Raw genomic sequence first — 15,402 nt, 5'->3', positions numbered from 1 at the left:
GTGCGTTGCCGCGTCGTCCTCGGATGTGGTGGATCGGGTGCCGAACTTGCCGTAGTGTCCCGTTCGTTACCCCTCACGGGGGAGGCGGTGCGGCCGGGGCACGGACATGCGGCAGGTGCCGGGGAACCGGACACACAGGACGTACACAACCGTACAGAGCGTCTGAGGGGCGCCGTATCCGGCAGGTGCGGCGCGGCAGCGCGTGACAACAGCGTGGAGGGTCTGGCAGATGGCGGCTCGGCGGCTCGTGGGCAGGGTCCGAAGGGGCGTTACCAGCACCGCGGTGGCGGCGGCGGCGATGGCCGCGCTCACCGCGTCCCAGGGGCCCGGCCTGGAACTGGTGCAGCCCGGCGGCAGGGAGGCGGCCGGCTCCCCGGAGTCCCCCGACCTTCCCGCCGACGGCAACTCCCCTTACCACACCGAGCTTCCGCCGCTGGTCAAGCCGGACAAGCCCGGATCCTCCAGCGATCTGCCGGACGTCACCGGTCCCGCCGAGTCCGGCATACCCGCCACCGTTCTGGCCGCCTACAAGCGGGCGGAGCGGACCTTGGGCGAGGAGCGGCCCGGCTGCAACCTTCCCTGGCAACTCCTGGCCGCGATAGGCAAGGTGGAGTCCGGGCAGGCGCGCGGCGGAGCCGTGGACGCCCGGGGTACCACCCACAAGCCGATCCTGGGACCCGCGCTCAACGGCGTGGGCTTCGCGCACATCTCGGACACCGACGGCGGCGCGTACGACGGCGACACCCGCTACGACCGGGCCGTCGGGCCGATGCAGTTCATCCCTTCCACCTGGGCCAACTGGGGCGCGGACGGCAACGGCGACGGCCGTGAGGACCCGAACAACATCTACGACGCCGCCCTCGCCGCGGGGCGCTACCTGTGCGCGGGCGGCAGGAACCTGTCGGACCCGGCCGATCTGGAACGGGCCGTCCTCAGCTACAACCGGTCGCGGGAGTACCTGCGGACGGTGCTGTCCTGGCTGGACTTCTACCGCAAGGGCGTCCACGAGGTGCCCGACGGTGAGGGAGCGCTGCCCGACAGCCCCGGCGCGGGCAACGAGTCGCGGCCCGCGCGGCCGGGTGGCGAGCCGGGCGGCGGCCCCACCGGGCGACCGGGCGAGAAGGCCGACGACCAAAAGGGCGGCGACGGCGGTGAGAAGGGGGAGGACGGGAAGCCCTCCCCGAAGCCGCCCGTCTCCGAGGACGGTACGGTCACCCCTCTTCCGCCCGACGACTCCGAGAAGCCCGGGGAGGACCCGGACGATCCCGAGGACCCGGAGGAGCCCGGGGAAGAGCCGGAGGAACCCGAGGAGCCCGGGGAGGACCCGGACGATCCCGAGGAGCCCGGGGAGGACCCGGACGATCCCGAGGAGCCCGGGGAAGAGCCGGAGGAACCCGAGAACCCGGACGAGCCCGGCTGCCCGGCGGACCCGGACGACCCCGAGAGCCCGGAGGAGCCCGGAGGGAGCACCGAGGAGCCGGCCGACTCACCCTCCCCGACCCCGACCGGGGAGCCGGGCGAGGACTCCGAGAACCCGGACGAGCCCGCCGAGGACCCGGAGAACCCGGAGGACCCGGAGAACCCCTGCGGGGACGAGGAGCCGGAGAACCCGGACGAGCCCGGGGAGGGCGAGGACGGCAGCGGGCAGCAGGACGACGGGGAGCAGACCCCCGCCCCGACCGCCGGCGCCACCGTCCAGGCCCGCCAGGAGGACTGAACCGCCGCGCCGCGGGGTCCGGTGGCCACCGGACCCCGCGGCGCGGCGGGCACCGCTCAGCCTCCCCGCCCGGAAGCCCTCCGCGCCGCGGCGGCCGTACGCCCGGTCGGCCGGGCGGCCGCCGGATCCTCGGGCCAGGGGTGTTTGGGGTAGCGGCCGCGTAGTTCGGCCCGCACCGAGCGGTAACCGTCGCGCCAGAACGACGCCAGATCCGCGGTCACTGCCGCCGGCCGACCCGCGGGCGACAGCAGATGCACCAGCAGCGGCACCCGGCCGCCCGCCAGCCGGGGTGCCTCCTGCCAGCCGAACAGCTCCTGGAGCTTGACCGCGAGCACCGGCCGCTCCCCGCCGTAGTCCACCCGTACCCGCGAGCCCGAGGGCACCTCGATCCGCTCCGGCGCCAGTTCGTCCAGCCGGGCGGCGTCCCCCAAGGTCCAGGGCAGCAGCGCGGCCAGCAGCCGGCCGGCATCCGCGCGCTCCAGATCGGCCCGCTGCCGCGCCGGGCCCAGCACCCCGTCCAGCCACTCGTCCGCCCGTGCCAGCAGCGCCTCGTCCGACACGTCCGGCCACGGCTCGCCCAGTTCCCGGTGGAGGAAGGCCAGCCGCTGCCGCAGCGACGCGGCCTCCCGCGTCCAGCGCAGCAGCCCCACGCCCTCGCGCCGCAGCCCCTCCAGCAGGGCCGCCCGCAGCGGCGCGGGACCGGGGTCGCGCAGGGGGCGGGAGGACAGCTCGATCGAGCCCAGCCGTTCCACGCGCCGGGCCACCACATCGCGCCGCCCGGCGGACCAGCCGATCTCCTCGGCCTCCGAGTACAGGGCCCCGGCCGCCTCCCGCACCGTGTCCTCGTCGACCGCCGCGGCCAGCCGTATCCGCGCGGAGGCGGCCCCCACGGGCCGGTCGGCGACGGCGACCGCCAGCCAGGGGGCGTCGCGCAGCCCGGACCCCGGGGCGAGTTCGGCGCGGGTGCCGGAGGCCATCAGATACGCCCGTTCGCCGCGTGAGCGCGCCACCCGCTCGGGGAAGGCCAGCGCCACCACCAGGGCGGCGGCCGCGTCGTCGGCCGCCCCCGCGGAGTCCTGCCCGCCGCGCCCGCCGGGCAGGGCGCCCTCCAGCCGGCGCGCCTCCCGGCGCCAGCGGGCGGCGTACGCGTCCCGGCCCCGGCGCGCGGTGCGCCATACCGCCGCCACCTCGTCGCCGTACTCCCGGGGAGGCTCCTCGCTCAGCAGCGCCACCACCTCGGCCGCCCGCCGAGCCCCCACCCGGGGAGCGGCGTCCAGCAGGGCGCGCGCCAGCCGGGGGTGCAGGCCCAGCGAGGCCATCGCCTTCCCGCGTTCCGTGGCCCGCCCCCGCGCGTCCACGGCGCCGATCGCGCGCAGCACCTCGCGGGCCGCCGCCATCGCACCCTGCGCAGGCGCGTCGGGCAGCGCCAGTCCACGCGCGTCCGGATCCCCCCAGCAGGCCGCGCGCAGCGCGAAGGCGGTGAGGTCGGCGACGGCGATCTCGGGGGAGGGGAAGCGCGGCAGCCGGTCGTGCTCGGCCTCCGGCCAGCAGCGGTAGACCACCCCCGGCGCCTCACGCCCGGCCCGTCCCGCACGCTGCCGGGCCGATGCCCGCGAGGCCCGCACCGTCGCCAGCGCGCTCAGCCCCCGGGCGTGGTCGGTGCGCGGCTCGCGGGACAGCCCGGCGTCCACCACCACCCGCACCCCCGGCACCGTCAGGCTGGACTCGGCCACCGCCGTGGCCAGCACCACCCGCCGCCGTCCGGCCGGACCCGCCAGCACCGCGTCCTGGACGGCGGCCGGGGCCCGCCCGTGCACCTGCAGCACCTCGGCGCCGGCACCTCCGTCCAGCAGAGCGGCCACCCGGGCGATCTCCCCGGTCCCCGGCAGGAAGCACAGCACGTCGCCCTCCTCCTCCCGCAGCGCCCGGCGCACCGTGTCCGCGACGTGCTCCAGCAGGGCCGGATCCACCCGCGTGCCGTGGGCGGGGCGCACCGGGCGGGCCGGAGGCGCCCACACCACCCGCACCGGGTGGGAGGCGCCGGACGCCTCCACCACGGGCGCGTCCAGCAGCCGGGCCCAGGCACCGGTGTCGGTGGTGGCCGAGGCGGCGACCAGGCGCAGTTCCTCCCGCAGCGCGGCGCGTACGTCCAGCAGGAAGGCGGCGGCGGTGTCCGCGTCCAGATGCCGCTCGTGGCACTCGTCCAGCACCACCGTGTCCACCCCGGGCAGCTCCGGGTCGCGCTGGAGCCGCTGGAGCAGCACCCCGGTGGTCACCACCTCCACCAGGCAACCGGGTCCGACCGCCCGCTCCCCGCGCACGGTGAACCCGACCCTCGCGCCGACGGGCTCGCCCAGCAGCCAGGCCATCCGCCGCGCCGCGGCCCGCACCGCGATCCGGCGCGGTTCGGCGACCAGCACGCGCCGCGCCGGTGCCCCCTCCCGCGGGCCGGCGAGCCCGGCCAGGGCGAGCGGCACCAAGGTGGTCTTGCCCGTGCCCGGCGGGGCGCACAGCACGGCCGCCCCGCGCGTGTCGAGGGCCGCCTCCAGCGCCGGCAGGGCGGTGCGTACGGGAAGTCGGCTCAGGGCGTCGGTCCGCAGGGGCATGCCCCCATCCTCGCAGCGCTCCGAGGGCTCCCCGGAAGCTCCTCCCTAGTGCCGCCGGTCCCGCTCGCAGACGAAGATCGCGGTGCCCGGGATCAGCCGGCCGCGCAGCGGCGACCAGCCTCCCCACTCCTGCCGGTTCCACTCGGGCCACTCCGGCTCCACCAGGTCCACCAGGCGGAACCCGGCGGCGGTGAGGTCGCGCACACGGTCGCCGAGGGTGCGGTGGTGCTCGACGTAGACGGCGCGCCCCCGCTCGTCCTGCTCCACGTAGGGCGTGCGGTCGAAGTAGGAGGCGGTGACCGTCAGCCCCTCCGTCCCCGGTTCGTCGGGGAAGGCCCAGCGGACCGGGTGCGTCACGGAGAACACCCACCGGCCGCCCGGCCGCAGGACGCGGCGCACCTCGCGCAGCACCCGCACCGGGTCGGCGACGAAGGGCAGCGCCCCGTACGCGGAGCAGGCCAGGTCGAAGGAGCCGTCGGCGAAGGGCAGCGCCCCGGCGTCGGCCTGCACCAGGGGGAACGCGGGGGCGGCGCCGTCGATGCGCAGCGCGTGCCGGAGCTGCCGGTGCGAGATGTCCAGGGCCACCGGGCGCGCCCCGCGCGCCGCCAGCCAGCGCGAGCACTGCGCCGCCCCCGCGCCGACCTCCAGCACCGAGCGGCCGGCCAGCCGCTCCGCCGGGCCCAGCAGACCGGCCTCCTCCTCGTCCAGGCCCTCCGGGCCCCACACGAAGCGGTCGTCGCCGAGGAAGCCGCCGTGCTCGCGCTGGTACTCGTCGGCGTTCCGGTCCCACCATCCGCGGCTGGCCCGGCTGCTCTCGGCGGCGTCCGCGTCGCGGCGGGCGGCCTCCGGCTCTGGTTCGCTGTCCTGGTTCATCTCGCCCGTCGTCGTAGCCTCGGTTCCGGCGGGGCCGGAAGGGGGCGGGAACGGGACGCGGATCCGGCGACTTGTGCCGGATTTGGGACCAAAGTCCCGTGTGTCCTCGTTCGCGCATTGACCCCGCCCGGCTGCCCCCGTATGCTACAAGTTGCGCTGCGGGCCTGCGCGCCTCGGACGGAGCAGGTCGCGCTCGCATCTGTTGTATGTCCCCTCGGTTGTCGAGGTGCTCGTGGTTTCCTCGGAGATCTTCGGTGTAGCACCTCTCAGGCTGTCCGGCTTCGGCAGTGCGATACGGGCTCTCGGCGTAGCAGTACCTACGACTTCAATGTCCGTACCGGAGCCCTTTTCCACATGACGAGCAGCACCGAGACCACCGTGACCACCCCGCAGGTTGCGGTTAACGACATCGGTTCCGAGGAAGCCTTCCTCGCCGCGATCGACGAGACGATCAAGTACTTCAACGACGGCGACATCGTCGACGGCGTCATCGTGAAGGTCGACCGGGACGAGGTCCTGCTCGACATCGGCTACAAGACCGAAGGCGTCATCCCTTCCCGAGAGCTGTCGATCAAGCACGATGTCGACCCGAACGAGGTCGTCGCCGTCGGTGACGAGATCGAGGCCCTGGTCCTCCAGAAGGAGGACAAGGAGGGCCGCCTGATCCTCTCGAAGAAGCGTGCCCAGTACGAGCGGGCCTGGGGCACCATCGAGAAGATCAAGGAAGAGGACGGGATCGTCACCGGTACCGTCATCGAGGTCGTCAAGGGTGGTCTCATCCTCGACATCGGCCTCCGTGGCTTCCTGCCGGCCTCCCTGGTCGAGATGCGTCGTGTCCGCGACCTCCAGCCGTACGTCGGCAAGGAGCTCGAGGCCAAGATCATCGAGCTGGACAAGAACCGCAACAACGTGGTCCTCTCCCGCCGCGCCTGGCTGGAGCAGACCCAGTCCGAGGTTCGCCAGACCTTCCTCACCACCCTCCAGAAGGGCCAGGTGCGGTCCGGCGTCGTCTCCTCGATCGTCAACTTCGGCGCCTTCGTGGACCTGGGCGGCGTGGACGGTCTGGTCCACGTCTCCGAGCTGTCCTGGAAGCACATCGACCACCCGTCCGAGGTGGTCGAGGTCGGCCAGGAGGTCACGGTCGAGGTCTTGGACGTCGACATGGACCGCGAGCGCGTCTCCCTGTCGCTCAAGGCGACCCAGGAAGACCCGTGGCAGCAGTTCGCCCGGACCCACCAGATCGGCCAGGTCGTGCCCGGCAAGGTCACCAAGCTGGTGCCGTTCGGCGCGTTCGTCCGGGTCGACGAGGGCATCGAGGGCCTGGTCCACATCTCCGAGCTGGCCGAGCGCCACGTGGAGATCCCGGAGCAGGTCGTCCAGGTCAACGACGAGATCTTCGTCAAGGTCATCGACATCGACCTGGAGCGCCGCCGCATCAGCCTCTCGCTGAAGCAGGCCAACGAGTCCTTCGGCGCCGACCCGATGGCGGTCGAGTTCGACCCGACCCTGTACGGCATGGCCGCGTCCTACGACGACCAGGGCAACTACATCTACCCCGAGGGCTTCGACCCGGAGGCCAACGACTGGCTGCCGGGCTACGAGAAGCAGCGCGAGGAGTGGGAGCGCCAGTACGCCGAGGCGCAGCAGCGCTTCGAGCAGCACCAGGCGCAGGTGCTCAAGTCCCGCGAGGCCGACGCCCAGGCCGAGGCCGAGGGTGCCGGCGGCGGTGCCCCGCAGGGCGGTGGCGGCGCCGGCGGTGGCGGCGGCTCCTACTCCTCGGAGTCGGACGACAGCTCCGGCGCCCTGGCGTCGGACGAGGCCCTGGCGGCCCTCCGCGAGAAGCTCGCGGGCGGCCAGAGCTGACCCGCCGGGCCACCGCGGCCGGCAGGCCCGCCCGCGGCGGCCCGCGGTAGCGCATGAAGCATGGCCCCCTCCCCGTCCGGGGAGGGGGCCATGTGGCGTTCCCGCCCCCTTCGCACGGCCCCCGCGGGGGAACGCGGGGAGACCCCCGGTGCCGGGGGACGCACCGAAGATGGCACGATGCGGTGCCGGAGAGGCCTTCCGGCCACCCGGTCAGGGGAATGCGCACGCGGCGGCGGATGTTGCCGACAGATGGAAGCGACACGGAGGAGCGGCGAAGGTGCTGGACCCGCAGGGTTTGTACGCATGGGACACGGCCGGCCTGGCGGAGGCCGAGGCGGTCGTCGGTGAGCCCGGCAGTGCCGGGCCCGTCATGCTCTACCACTTCGAGGGCTTCATCGACGCCGGCGAGACCGGCGGGCAGATCGTCGAGGGGCTGCTGGACGGCGGCCCGCGCACGACCGTCGCCCGCTTCGACGTGGACCGCCTCGTCGACTACCGCGCCCGCCGGCCGGTGATGACCTTCCGGCGTGACCACTGGGCGTCCTACGACACCCCCCGGCTGGAACTGCGGCTGCTGCGGGACGCCACCGGTACCCCCTTCCTGCTGCTGGCCGGCCCCGAGCCGGACGTCGAGTGGGAGCGGTTCACGGCCGCCGTGCGCGAGATCGTCGAGAGGCTCGGCGTGCGGTTGTCCGTCGGCTTCCACGGCATCCCCATGGGCGTGCCCCACACCCGCCCCGTCGGCCTCACCCCGCACGGCAACCGCCTGGACCTCACCCCCGTGCGCCAGATGCCCTTCGACGAGGCGCAGGTTCCCGGCAGCGCCGCCTCGCTGCTGGAACTGCGGCTGGCCGAGTCCGGCCATGACGTACTGGGCTTCGCCGCGCACATCCCGCACTATGTGGCCCGCTCCACCTACCCCGAGGCCGCCCTGACCGTGGTCGAGTCGATCACCGCGGCCACCGGGCTGGTGCTGCCGGAGATCACCCAGGCACTGCGCGCCGACGCGCACCGCGTGCGGGAGGAGATCGAGCGGCAGCTCGCGGAGGGGGACGGCGAACTGGTCGCGGTCGTCCGGGGGCTGGAGCAGCAGTACGACGCCGTGGCCGGGGCCGAGACCCGCGGCAGCCTGGTCGCCGAACCCGCCGAACTGCCCTCGGCGGAGGAGCTGGGGGAGGTCTTCGAGCGTTTCCTGGCCGAGCGAGAGGGCGGAGACGGGACCGGGGACGGGGACAACGGCGGCCCCCGGCCCTGATCGGCCCCGCCCACGCTTGGGTAGGGTGACGGCAGCCGCCGCGGGCGAACCCGTGTGCGGTACGCGGCCCCGCCGCCCGGCGCGGGGCGCGCTGCGGGCACGGACACAGGTGGAGGCGCGGCCATGCTCTCCGTGGGGCTGACAGGCGGAATCGGCGCGGGCAAGAGCGAGGTCTCGCGGCTGCTCGGCGCGTACGGCGCCGTGATCGTCGACGCCGACCGGATCGCCCGCGAGGTCGTCGAGCCGGGCACCGAGGGGCTCGCCGCGGTGGTCGCCGAGTTCGGCGAGGAGGTCCTCGCCCCGGACGGCACCCTGGACCGGCCCAGGCTCGGCTCGATCGTCTTCGGCGACCCCGAGAAGCTGAAGGCGCTCAACGCGATCGTCCACCCGCTGGTCGGGGTGCGCTCGGCCGAACTCCAGCGCGCGGCCGGCGAGGACGCGGTGGTCGTGCACGACGTGCCGCTGCTGGCGGAGAACGGTCTCGCGCCCCTGTACGACCTGGTGGTCGTCGTCGACGCCTCCCCGGCCACCCAGCTCGACCGGCTGGTGCGGCTGCGCGGCATGGACGAGGAGGACGCCCGGGGCCGGATGGCCGCCCAGGCGACGCGCGAGCAGCGGCTGGCGGTCGCGGACATCGTCATCGACAACGACGGCCCGCTGGAGAAGCTGGAGCCCCAGGTCGCCGAGGTATGGCGGCGGCTGGGGGAACGCGCCGGCGGGCGGGCCTGAGGACGGCGGACCGGACGCGGTGGGCGGCCGCGGCGGTGTGCTTGACGACTCCCCGCGCCGGGAAGAATCCCCGCACAAGGGCAGCGGGAATATGCCCGCGCGGCGGCGCGTTGCCGTGGCGGTACACCAGGGCGTTCCCAGGACGTTCCCGGACGTCCCGCGACGCCCCCGTAAGCACCCCCGTACCCGAAGGACCCGTGATCCCGCGGCCAGTGCGACGCGGCCGATCCCGGTCGAGGAGGCGTCGACGTGCCCGAGACCACGCCCGAAACCCATGTCATCCAGTACCGTGCCGCGGAGCAGCTGCTGGCCGCCCGCGACCCCAGGGGCGCGCTGAAGCTCCTGGAGTCCGTCGTCACGGCCTTCCCGGAGAAGACGTCCGTTCGCCTGCTGCGCGCCCGCGCGTTCTTCCTCAGCGCCCAGCTGCGCGCCGCCGAGGAGGAGTTCCTGGTCGTCCTGGAGCGCGAACCGGACAACTCCTTCGCGCACTTCGCCCTCGGCCGCACCCTGGAGCGCGCGGGCCGCGACGAGGAGGCGCTGCGCCACTTCCGCCTGGCGGCGGCGCTGGACCCCCGGCCGGACTTCTGGGAGGCGGCCCGCTTCGGCGACCGCGCCGCCTGACCGCCGCCCGGCGCCTGTCCGGGCGGTCTCCTCCCGCGAGGCCGCGCGAGCCGCTCACCGGTTTGCGCCACGGGGCATCTCCAGCCCCAGCGAGCCGGTCATGAAGAAGGCCCCCTCCACCCAGCGGCCCGCCCACCCCCGCGGTGCCGGGGCGTGCGGGAGCTGGGCATCGGCGGCGGCGACGTCCACCTCGATCCCGCCGAGCGTCCGCACCCTCAGGCGGTGGAAGACCCCGCCGCCGATCTCGCTCCCGACGCGTTCGGCGGCCACCACACCGCCCGCGAACAGGGCCCGCGCCACGGGCGCCCACTCCCGGCCCGAGTCCTCGGGGCGGAACAGCCCGGAGGGGATGAGGTACTCCGGCGCGAATCCCGGCTCGCGATCCCGCTGCGCCGCGTCGTACGCCGCCCGGTCCTCGTACAGGTCGATCCGCTCGGCGAGCGCGCTCAGCCGCACGAACCCCTCGGTGGGCGCGCCGCCCTGCCGCCTTCCCAGCGCGCGCAACTCCGCGCGGTCGGTCAGCTCCACCGGCAGCGGGCACAGCGTCCGGCCGCCCTCGCCGTCCAGCAGCTCCATGTGCGCGACCCCGTCCGGGGCCAGAACGATGCCGCGCACCGGTACCGGCGCCCCCCGGGGCGCCAGAGCGGGCAGTACATGCGTCAGGGAGCCCTCGTCGTCGATCTCCAGTTCGACACGTGCGCCGCCCGCGCCGGTCCACACCACCCGCACCGCGCCCCCGCCGACGGGCTCCGCGCGGCCGAGGGCGTACAGTCGCCGCAGCAGTTCGCCGTACTCCCGCCTGCCGCCCACCTCGAGGCCGATGGCTCCGAAGTGACTGGTCATGGCACACCCCCGTGGTGGGATCGATCGGTTCCGACAGCCCCCTACCGTCCTCCGCCCGCCGGGGGAGGGCAATCGGATTTCGCCCCGGGCGCCGGGGAATGATGGGCGGTGGGCCGGTCCTGTCCGCAGTGGCCGGCCCACCGCCCACACCCGCACCGATCCCTGGACAGCCCGTGCCGATACCAGTCCTCCGCCCGGTTTCCGCCACCGCCGTCGCGCTGAGCGCCGCCCTGTTCCTGACGGGCTGCGAGTCGATCGACCTCGAAGCCCCGTCCCCGGCGACGGAGTCCGGCGCGTCTGCCGGACGCGCCGTCAGCCCGCTGGAGAACGAGGAGGGCACCGAGCCGGGACTGGCGCCGGTGTCCTCCGCCGCGGACCGCGAGAGGGCCCGCGAGATCGTGTCGGAACTGGCGACCAGGGGACGCGGGCCCAGGACGGGGTACGACCGGGACGAGTTCGGCTACGCGTGGATGGACACCGCCGACGGGGTGCCGCTGGCGCGCAACGGCTGCGACACCCGCAACGACCTGCTCGCCCGTGACGGCGAGGAGCTGCGCTTCCGTTCCGGCTCCGACTGCGTGGTCGTCGCCATGACGCTGGCCGACCCCTACACGGGCGAGGAGATCGCCTGGAAGAAGCAGGACGCCGCCGAGGTGCAGATCGACCATGTGGTGCCGCTGTCGTACGCCTGGCAGATGGGCGCGTCCCGCTGGCCGGAGGGCAAGCGCGAACGGCTCGCCAACGACCCGCTGAACCTGCTGCCGGTCGAGGGCCGCGCCAACTCGGCCAAGGGCGACTCCGGCCCGGCCTCCTGGCTGCCGCCGAACAAGCCGGTCCGCTGCGCCTACGCGGTGCGCTTCGCGCAGGTGGCCCTGGAGTACGAGATGCCGGTCACCGCACCGGACAAGGAGACGATGCTCCGGCAGTGCGGGAGCTGAACCCCGCCGCGCGGGCGGGCGGCCGGGCCGGGCGGCGGGGCGGAGAGGGCGGTCTGGTGGAGAGGGCCGGTCTTCCCCAGCATGGGGGTACCGGCAGTATCCGCCGGCACCGTCCCCACCGGGAGGAACCATGAGACGCCCGTCCGTACCCGCGACCGTCCTGGCGTTACTGGCCGCCCTCGCCGCCGTACTCCTCGGCGCGCCCGCGGCCTCCGCCGCCCCCGCCCCGGCCGTTCCGGCGGCGCCGACCGCCGTACGCGGCGGCGACGTGCTGTACGGCAGCGACGGCCACCACTGCATGGTGGCCTTCAACGCCCGCCGCGGCACCGCGTACCACGGCCTCGTCGCGGGGCACTGCATGGGTGCGGAGCCCACCACCTGGTACGCCGACGCCGCGCGGACCGTGCCGGTCGGCATCACCGCGGCCCGGAGCTTCCCCGGCAACGACTACGGGATCATCCGCTACACCAACACCACCCTGTCCTACCCCGGAGAGGTGAGTCTGGGCGGCGGGGCCGTCCGGGACATCACCGGCGCCGCCTCCCCCCGTGTGGGCCAGTCGGTCTGTCATGTGGGCCGGACCACCGGGCTGCGCTGCGGCACGGTCACCGCGGTCAACGTCACGGTCAACTACCCCGGCGGCATCGTCTACGGGCTGTTCAGGTCGAACGCCTGCTCGGAGCCGGGTGACACCGCAGGCCCCGCCTTCTCCGGCACCACGGCCCTCGGCGTCATCGTGGGCGGCAGCGGCAACTGCGCCTACGGCGGCGCCACGTACTACCAGCCCGTCACCGAGGTCCTGGCCGCGTACGGGCTGAGCCTGTACTGAGGCCGGCGGGAGTACCCGGACGGGAGACGCCGGGCTCCCGGAGGCGTACTTGGCAGGGGATGCGACACCTTCTAATTTGACGGTGTCCATTCAAATCGGAGGTGCCGTCGCAAGCGGCGCCTCCGACTGCCGAGGAGGACCGCATGTTCGGCTGGAGAAGACCCCAGGCCCGTCGGATCACCGGCATCGCCACCGCCGTACTGACCCTGGCGGGAGCGCTGTCCCTGGCCGCCCCGGCGGGGGCCGCCGCCGGCGACCGGCAGGGCGCCGGCCCGGAGGCGGCCGTGGCCGAACGCCTCGTGGAACGCGGGCGCGCCGAGGCCGAAGTCGCGGCAGCGCACGACGCTACGCGCGTCAACGTCACCCGCGACACGGGAGGATGGGCCTTCGGCACGGCCGTGCTGGCGACCGAACCCGGCTCGCGGCGGATGCCCAGGGGCTGGCTGTTCCTCGCCGAGCGCGAGGGCGGGAGCTGGCGGGTCGCCCTGGAGGGCGAGGAGCGGTTCGCCGAGCTGTCCCGGCGCTCCCCGCTGGTCGAGCCCGAGGAGAAACCCCTGTTCGCCGGGCTCGACGGCGGGCAGGACAGGCAGGATAAGGCCCCGGGAGGCGGCGGCCCGGGCGGCGAGGTCGTCGCGTACGGCGCGGGCGACTACCGCACCGGTATGGCGCTGCCGACGACCGTCGGCGCCAGCACGGTCATGACCAGCGGCCCCCACGGCTGGGGCGGCAGCGCGGCGCCGTGGAGCTCGCTGGACTTCGCCGGGGGCGACGAGGTGGTGCGCGCCGCCCGGCAGGGAACGGCCTACACCATGTGCCGGGGCTGGATACGGGTCGTCCACGACCGCGGCTACGCCACCGACTACTACCACCTGTGGAACAACATCAACACCGACGGCGGCTGGGTCAACACCGGCGCGTTCCTCGGCTACACGGGCACGGACGTCACCTGCGGCGGCGCCGCCTACGGCCGCCACGTCCACTTCGGCCTGATCCAGAACGGCTCGTACATCCCGCTCGCGGGCCACAACCTGGGCAAATGGGTGATCTACAACGGCTCCGCCGCCTACCAGGGCTCGGCGATGCACGGCAGCAGGCGGGTGGGTGCAGGCGGGGCCCTGTACAACTACGGCGCGCTGGGCCTGAACCAGGCCGTGATCGACGCCAACGGAGGCGGTCACGTCAACAAGCGCACCGGACCGGGCACCGGTCACGCGATCGCGGGCTCGGCCGCGGACGGAGCCACGGTCACCGTCTCCTGCTCCGCCTCCGGCACCTCGCACACCGGCCGCTACGGCACCACGAGCCTGTGGAACAGGCTCAGCGACGGCACCTGGATCAGCGACGCCTATGTGTGGTCGGGTGTCAACGGTCCGATCAGCGGCTGGTGCTGAGACGCCTCGCCCGCCTCGCCCGCCGCACCGCCTCCGGGCGGTGCGGCGCGGACGCCCGGCCGAGGTCGTAGACGGCGTACGCCGACAGGAGCCCGGACGGGGAGACGAACTGACCGACTTTCCCCGCGGGGGCGGCCGCATCCCCGCACACCGCCCTCGCCGCGGTGACGGCGAAGGTACCGTGCGTCGCCGAACGAACGGACTGGAGGCGGGGGTCGTGGGCACGACACGGCGAACGGTCGCGGCCGCACTGGCGGCGACCGGTGTGCTGCTGCTGGGCGGATGCGGGCAGACGGACGGCACCGGGGGGCCGGACGGCGCAGCCGTCGGGGAGGCCGGCGCCGGCGGCCGGTCCATCCCCCCGGAGCTGGTGGGCAGTTGGAGCACCGAGCGGTCCGCCAACTTCGACACGACCGTCTTCAGCTTCTACGAGGACGGCGTCTACACCCGGGAGACCGGGACGAGTATGGTCACGGGCCGCTACGAGGTCAGGAACAGCACGCTCGTGACCTTCCCCGAGAAGGGGAAACCCGAGGAGTACACCTGGCGGACGGGGGAGGGCGGCTGCCTGAGTCTCGACGGAATCCGCCACTGCCCGTACTCCTGAACCCGCGGCCCCCGCGGCCCCCGCGGCTCTTGTGGTCCCGCGGCCGCTGTGAGCGGTGCTCAGTGGGCCGCGGGCGGCGGCAGGTGGCCGCACAGCCGCGGGCAGACGACCGTTTGTCCGGACCCCGCTCCGGCCCTGGCCGGCGGGCGCCCGTGGTGCTCCCTTCCGGCCGCCGGACGGCACCGCGCCCGCAGGGGGCGGCGGTGTAGGGATCCGTTGAAACAGCAGAGCCTGTGCGGGGACCGGGACAGAAAGCGGGGGGAAGGCAACACGCTCACACCGTATCGGCCCCGGCCCGTTTCCGGGCCTGCCGTGTGAGTGCCGGCACACCGGCCGCGGGAGGCACGGGACTTCCACCGCGTCAGCCGGACGACTGGCCGCCCGGGCGCGACTCACTCGGCCGCACGATCACGAACCCCTCGCCGTCCAGCCTGAGTTGGACCGCCTCGCCGGAGCCGCCGCGGATCATCGAGCCGAAGCTCTGCGACCGGTGCAGCGAGGTGTTCAGCCGGGCGCTCCAGCCGACGACCGCGTCGGTGTCCACGAAGACCGGGCTGTCCGGGGAGACGGGGATGACCACGGGGGTGCCCTCGCAGGCCACGCCCAGCCTGCCCTGCCCGGTGAAGACGCTGTTGAACAGGCCGCCGCCGGCCATGCCGGCGCCCTTGACCATCCTCACCTCGTACTGGAGGGTCGCGTCGAAGCAGAGGACGTTGCGCCCGTTGACGGTGAGGCTGTCGCCGGGGTCGATGTCGACGAGGAAGCAGTTGGCGGAGTCGTGGGCGAACCAGGCCTCGCCCCGGCCGCTGACGGACATCAGGGCGAGCCCCTCGCCGGTGACGGAACGTTTGAGGAAGTTCCCCACCCCCTGCCCCTTTCTCTCGAACCTCAGATCTCCCCGGAAGGCGATCATCGCGCCCTGCCGGGCGTAGCACTCGCCGTCCACCACGTACCGGATCGACTGCGGATTCTGCAGGGACATGCCGGGGGCGGTGGCCGGCCGGACCATGTTCTCGGAGGCGAAGAGGTCGCTGCGCATGGCCGTATGCTCCCCGGAACCCCGCGCCCCGCCAAGACGCCGCGCTCGGCCCGGCGTGCGGACCGCGCGGCAGGGAGTGGAGGCGGCGCCG

13 protein-coding genes are annotated in these 15,402 nt (G+C 74.4%); 9 read left to right on the top strand and 4 right to left on the bottom strand.

From position 1 onward, the window contains the following. The first annotated feature begins 229 nt into the window (after positions 1 to 229). A complete protein-coding gene (locus tag BM237_RS05490) occupies positions 230 to 1,717 on the top strand; it encodes a lytic transglycosylase domain-containing protein (RefSeq protein WP_107415203.1) in 1,488 nt (495 codons plus the stop codon). Between the two features lie 56 nt (positions 1,718 to 1,773). Here the strand turns inward: BM237_RS05490 and hrpB are convergent, their stop codons facing one another. Both hrpB and BM237_RS05480 read right to left on the bottom strand, forming a co-directional pair. After that, on the bottom strand, positions 1,774 to 4,323 hold the full coding sequence (gene hrpB / locus BM237_RS05485) for an ATP-dependent helicase HrpB (RefSeq protein ID WP_093848366.1): 2,550 nt from the start codon (positions 4,321 to 4,323) through the stop codon (positions 1,774 to 1,776). Between the two features lie 45 nt (positions 4,324 to 4,368). After that, positions 4,369 to 5,196 carry a class I SAM-dependent methyltransferase gene (locus tag BM237_RS05480; protein ID WP_093848365.1) on the bottom strand — a complete coding sequence of 276 codons (828 nt, stop codon included), beginning with the start codon at positions 5,194 to 5,196 and terminating at the stop codon, positions 4,369 to 4,371. A 354-nt stretch (positions 5,197 to 5,550) separates the two neighbouring features. Here BM237_RS05480 and rpsA point away from each other — a divergent pair, with 354 nt between their 5' ends. The 4 genes from rpsA to BM237_RS05460 all read left to right on the top strand — a co-directional run bounded on the left by rpsA (position 5,551) and on the right by BM237_RS05460 (position 9,664). Then, entirely contained in the window at positions 5,551 to 7,059 is a 1,509-nt protein-coding gene (rpsA, locus tag BM237_RS05475) for a 30S ribosomal protein S1 (protein WP_093848364.1), read from the top strand. A 277-nt stretch (positions 7,060 to 7,336) separates the two neighbouring features. Further along, on the top strand, positions 7,337 to 8,314 hold the full coding sequence (locus BM237_RS05470) for a PAC2 family protein (protein ID WP_093848363.1): 978 nt from the start codon (positions 7,337 to 7,339) through the stop codon (positions 8,312 to 8,314). Positions 8,315 to 8,437: 123 nt separating this feature from the next. Next, complete coding sequence (coaE, locus tag BM237_RS05465) at positions 8,438 to 9,043, top strand: dephospho-CoA kinase (RefSeq protein WP_093848362.1); 606 nt, start codon at positions 8,438 to 8,440, stop codon at positions 9,041 to 9,043. A gap of 249 nt (positions 9,044 to 9,292) precedes the next feature. Beyond that, the gene (locus tag BM237_RS05460) at positions 9,293 to 9,664 is read left to right on the top strand and encodes a tetratricopeptide repeat protein (RefSeq protein WP_093848361.1); all 372 of its coding nucleotides are present in this window, start codon (positions 9,293 to 9,295) and stop codon (positions 9,662 to 9,664) included. Between the two features lie 54 nt (positions 9,665 to 9,718). Here the strand turns inward: BM237_RS05460 and BM237_RS05455 are convergent, their stop codons facing one another. After that, entirely contained in the window at positions 9,719 to 10,507 is a 789-nt protein-coding gene (locus BM237_RS05455) for a hypothetical protein (protein WP_093848360.1), read from the bottom strand. 173 nt (positions 10,508 to 10,680) lie between these two features. On the opposite strand from BM237_RS05455, the gene BM237_RS05450 reads away from it, so the two are divergent. The 4 genes from BM237_RS05450 to BM237_RS05435 all read left to right on the top strand — a co-directional run bounded on the left by BM237_RS05450 (position 10,681) and on the right by BM237_RS05435 (position 14,272). Beyond that, positions 10,681 to 11,445: an HNH endonuclease family protein gene (locus BM237_RS05450; protein WP_425443651.1), complete on the top strand. Its 765-nt coding sequence runs from the start codon at positions 10,681 to 10,683 to the stop codon at positions 11,443 to 11,445. Positions 11,446 to 11,575: 130 nt separating this feature from the next. Continuing rightward, positions 11,576 to 12,274: a S1 family peptidase gene (locus BM237_RS05445; RefSeq protein ID WP_093848359.1), complete on the top strand. Its 699-nt coding sequence runs from the start codon at positions 11,576 to 11,578 to the stop codon at positions 12,272 to 12,274. A gap of 143 nt (positions 12,275 to 12,417) precedes the next feature. Next, positions 12,418 to 13,665 (top strand): peptidoglycan DD-metalloendopeptidase family protein, encoded by a 1,248-nt coding sequence (locus BM237_RS05440; protein ID WP_107415202.1) that lies wholly within the window; start codon positions 12,418 to 12,420, stop codon positions 13,663 to 13,665. 217 nt (positions 13,666 to 13,882) lie between these two features. Next, positions 13,883 to 14,272, top strand: coding sequence for a hypothetical protein (locus BM237_RS05435; RefSeq protein ID WP_093848358.1), 390 nt, complete (start codon positions 13,883 to 13,885; stop codon positions 14,270 to 14,272). Positions 14,273 to 14,633: 361 nt separating this feature from the next. On the opposite strand, the gene BM237_RS05430 is transcribed toward BM237_RS05435, so the two are convergent. Beyond that, positions 14,634 to 15,311, bottom strand: coding sequence for an AIM24 family protein (locus BM237_RS05430; RefSeq protein WP_093848357.1), 678 nt, complete (start codon positions 15,309 to 15,311; stop codon positions 14,634 to 14,636). Between the last annotated feature and the right edge of the window lie 91 nt (positions 15,312 to 15,402).

The sequence above is a fragment of the Streptomyces mangrovi genome, from assembly GCF_900114215.1.
Lineage (GTDB): Bacteria > Actinomycetota > Actinomycetes > Streptomycetales > Streptomycetaceae > Streptomyces > Streptomyces barkulensis.
Note: the sequence above shows the minus strand (reverse complement) of the source record. Positions and strands in the feature narration are given on the sequence as shown.

What these genes read in the sequence shown, in the direction of transcription:
- BM237_RS05490 (WP_107415203.1), top strand. Translation starts at nt 230, where the DNA reads ATGGCGGCTCGGCGGCTCGTGGGCAGGGTCCGAAGGGGCGTTACCAGC.
- hrpB (WP_093848366.1), bottom strand. Translation starts at nt 4,323, where the DNA reads ATGCCCCTGCGGACCGACGCCCTGAGCCGACTTCCCGTACGCACCGCC.
- BM237_RS05480 (WP_093848365.1), bottom strand. Translation starts at nt 5,196, where the DNA reads ATGAACCAGGACAGCGAACCAGAGCCGGAGGCCGCCCGCCGCGACGCG.
- rpsA (WP_093848364.1), top strand. Translation starts at nt 5,551, where the DNA reads ATGACGAGCAGCACCGAGACCACCGTGACCACCCCGCAGGTTGCGGTT.
- coaE (WP_093848362.1), top strand. Translation starts at nt 8,438, where the DNA reads ATGCTCTCCGTGGGGCTGACAGGCGGAATCGGCGCGGGCAAGAGCGAG.
- BM237_RS05455 (WP_093848360.1), bottom strand. Translation starts at nt 10,507, where the DNA reads ATGACCAGTCACTTCGGAGCCATCGGCCTCGAGGTGGGCGGCAGGCGG.
- BM237_RS05445 (WP_093848359.1), top strand. Translation starts at nt 11,576, where the DNA reads ATGAGACGCCCGTCCGTACCCGCGACCGTCCTGGCGTTACTGGCCGCC.
- BM237_RS05440 (WP_107415202.1), top strand. Translation starts at nt 12,418, where the DNA reads ATGTTCGGCTGGAGAAGACCCCAGGCCCGTCGGATCACCGGCATCGCC.
- BM237_RS05430 (WP_093848357.1), bottom strand. Translation starts at nt 15,311, where the DNA reads ATGCGCAGCGACCTCTTCGCCTCCGAGAACATGGTCCGGCCGGCCACC.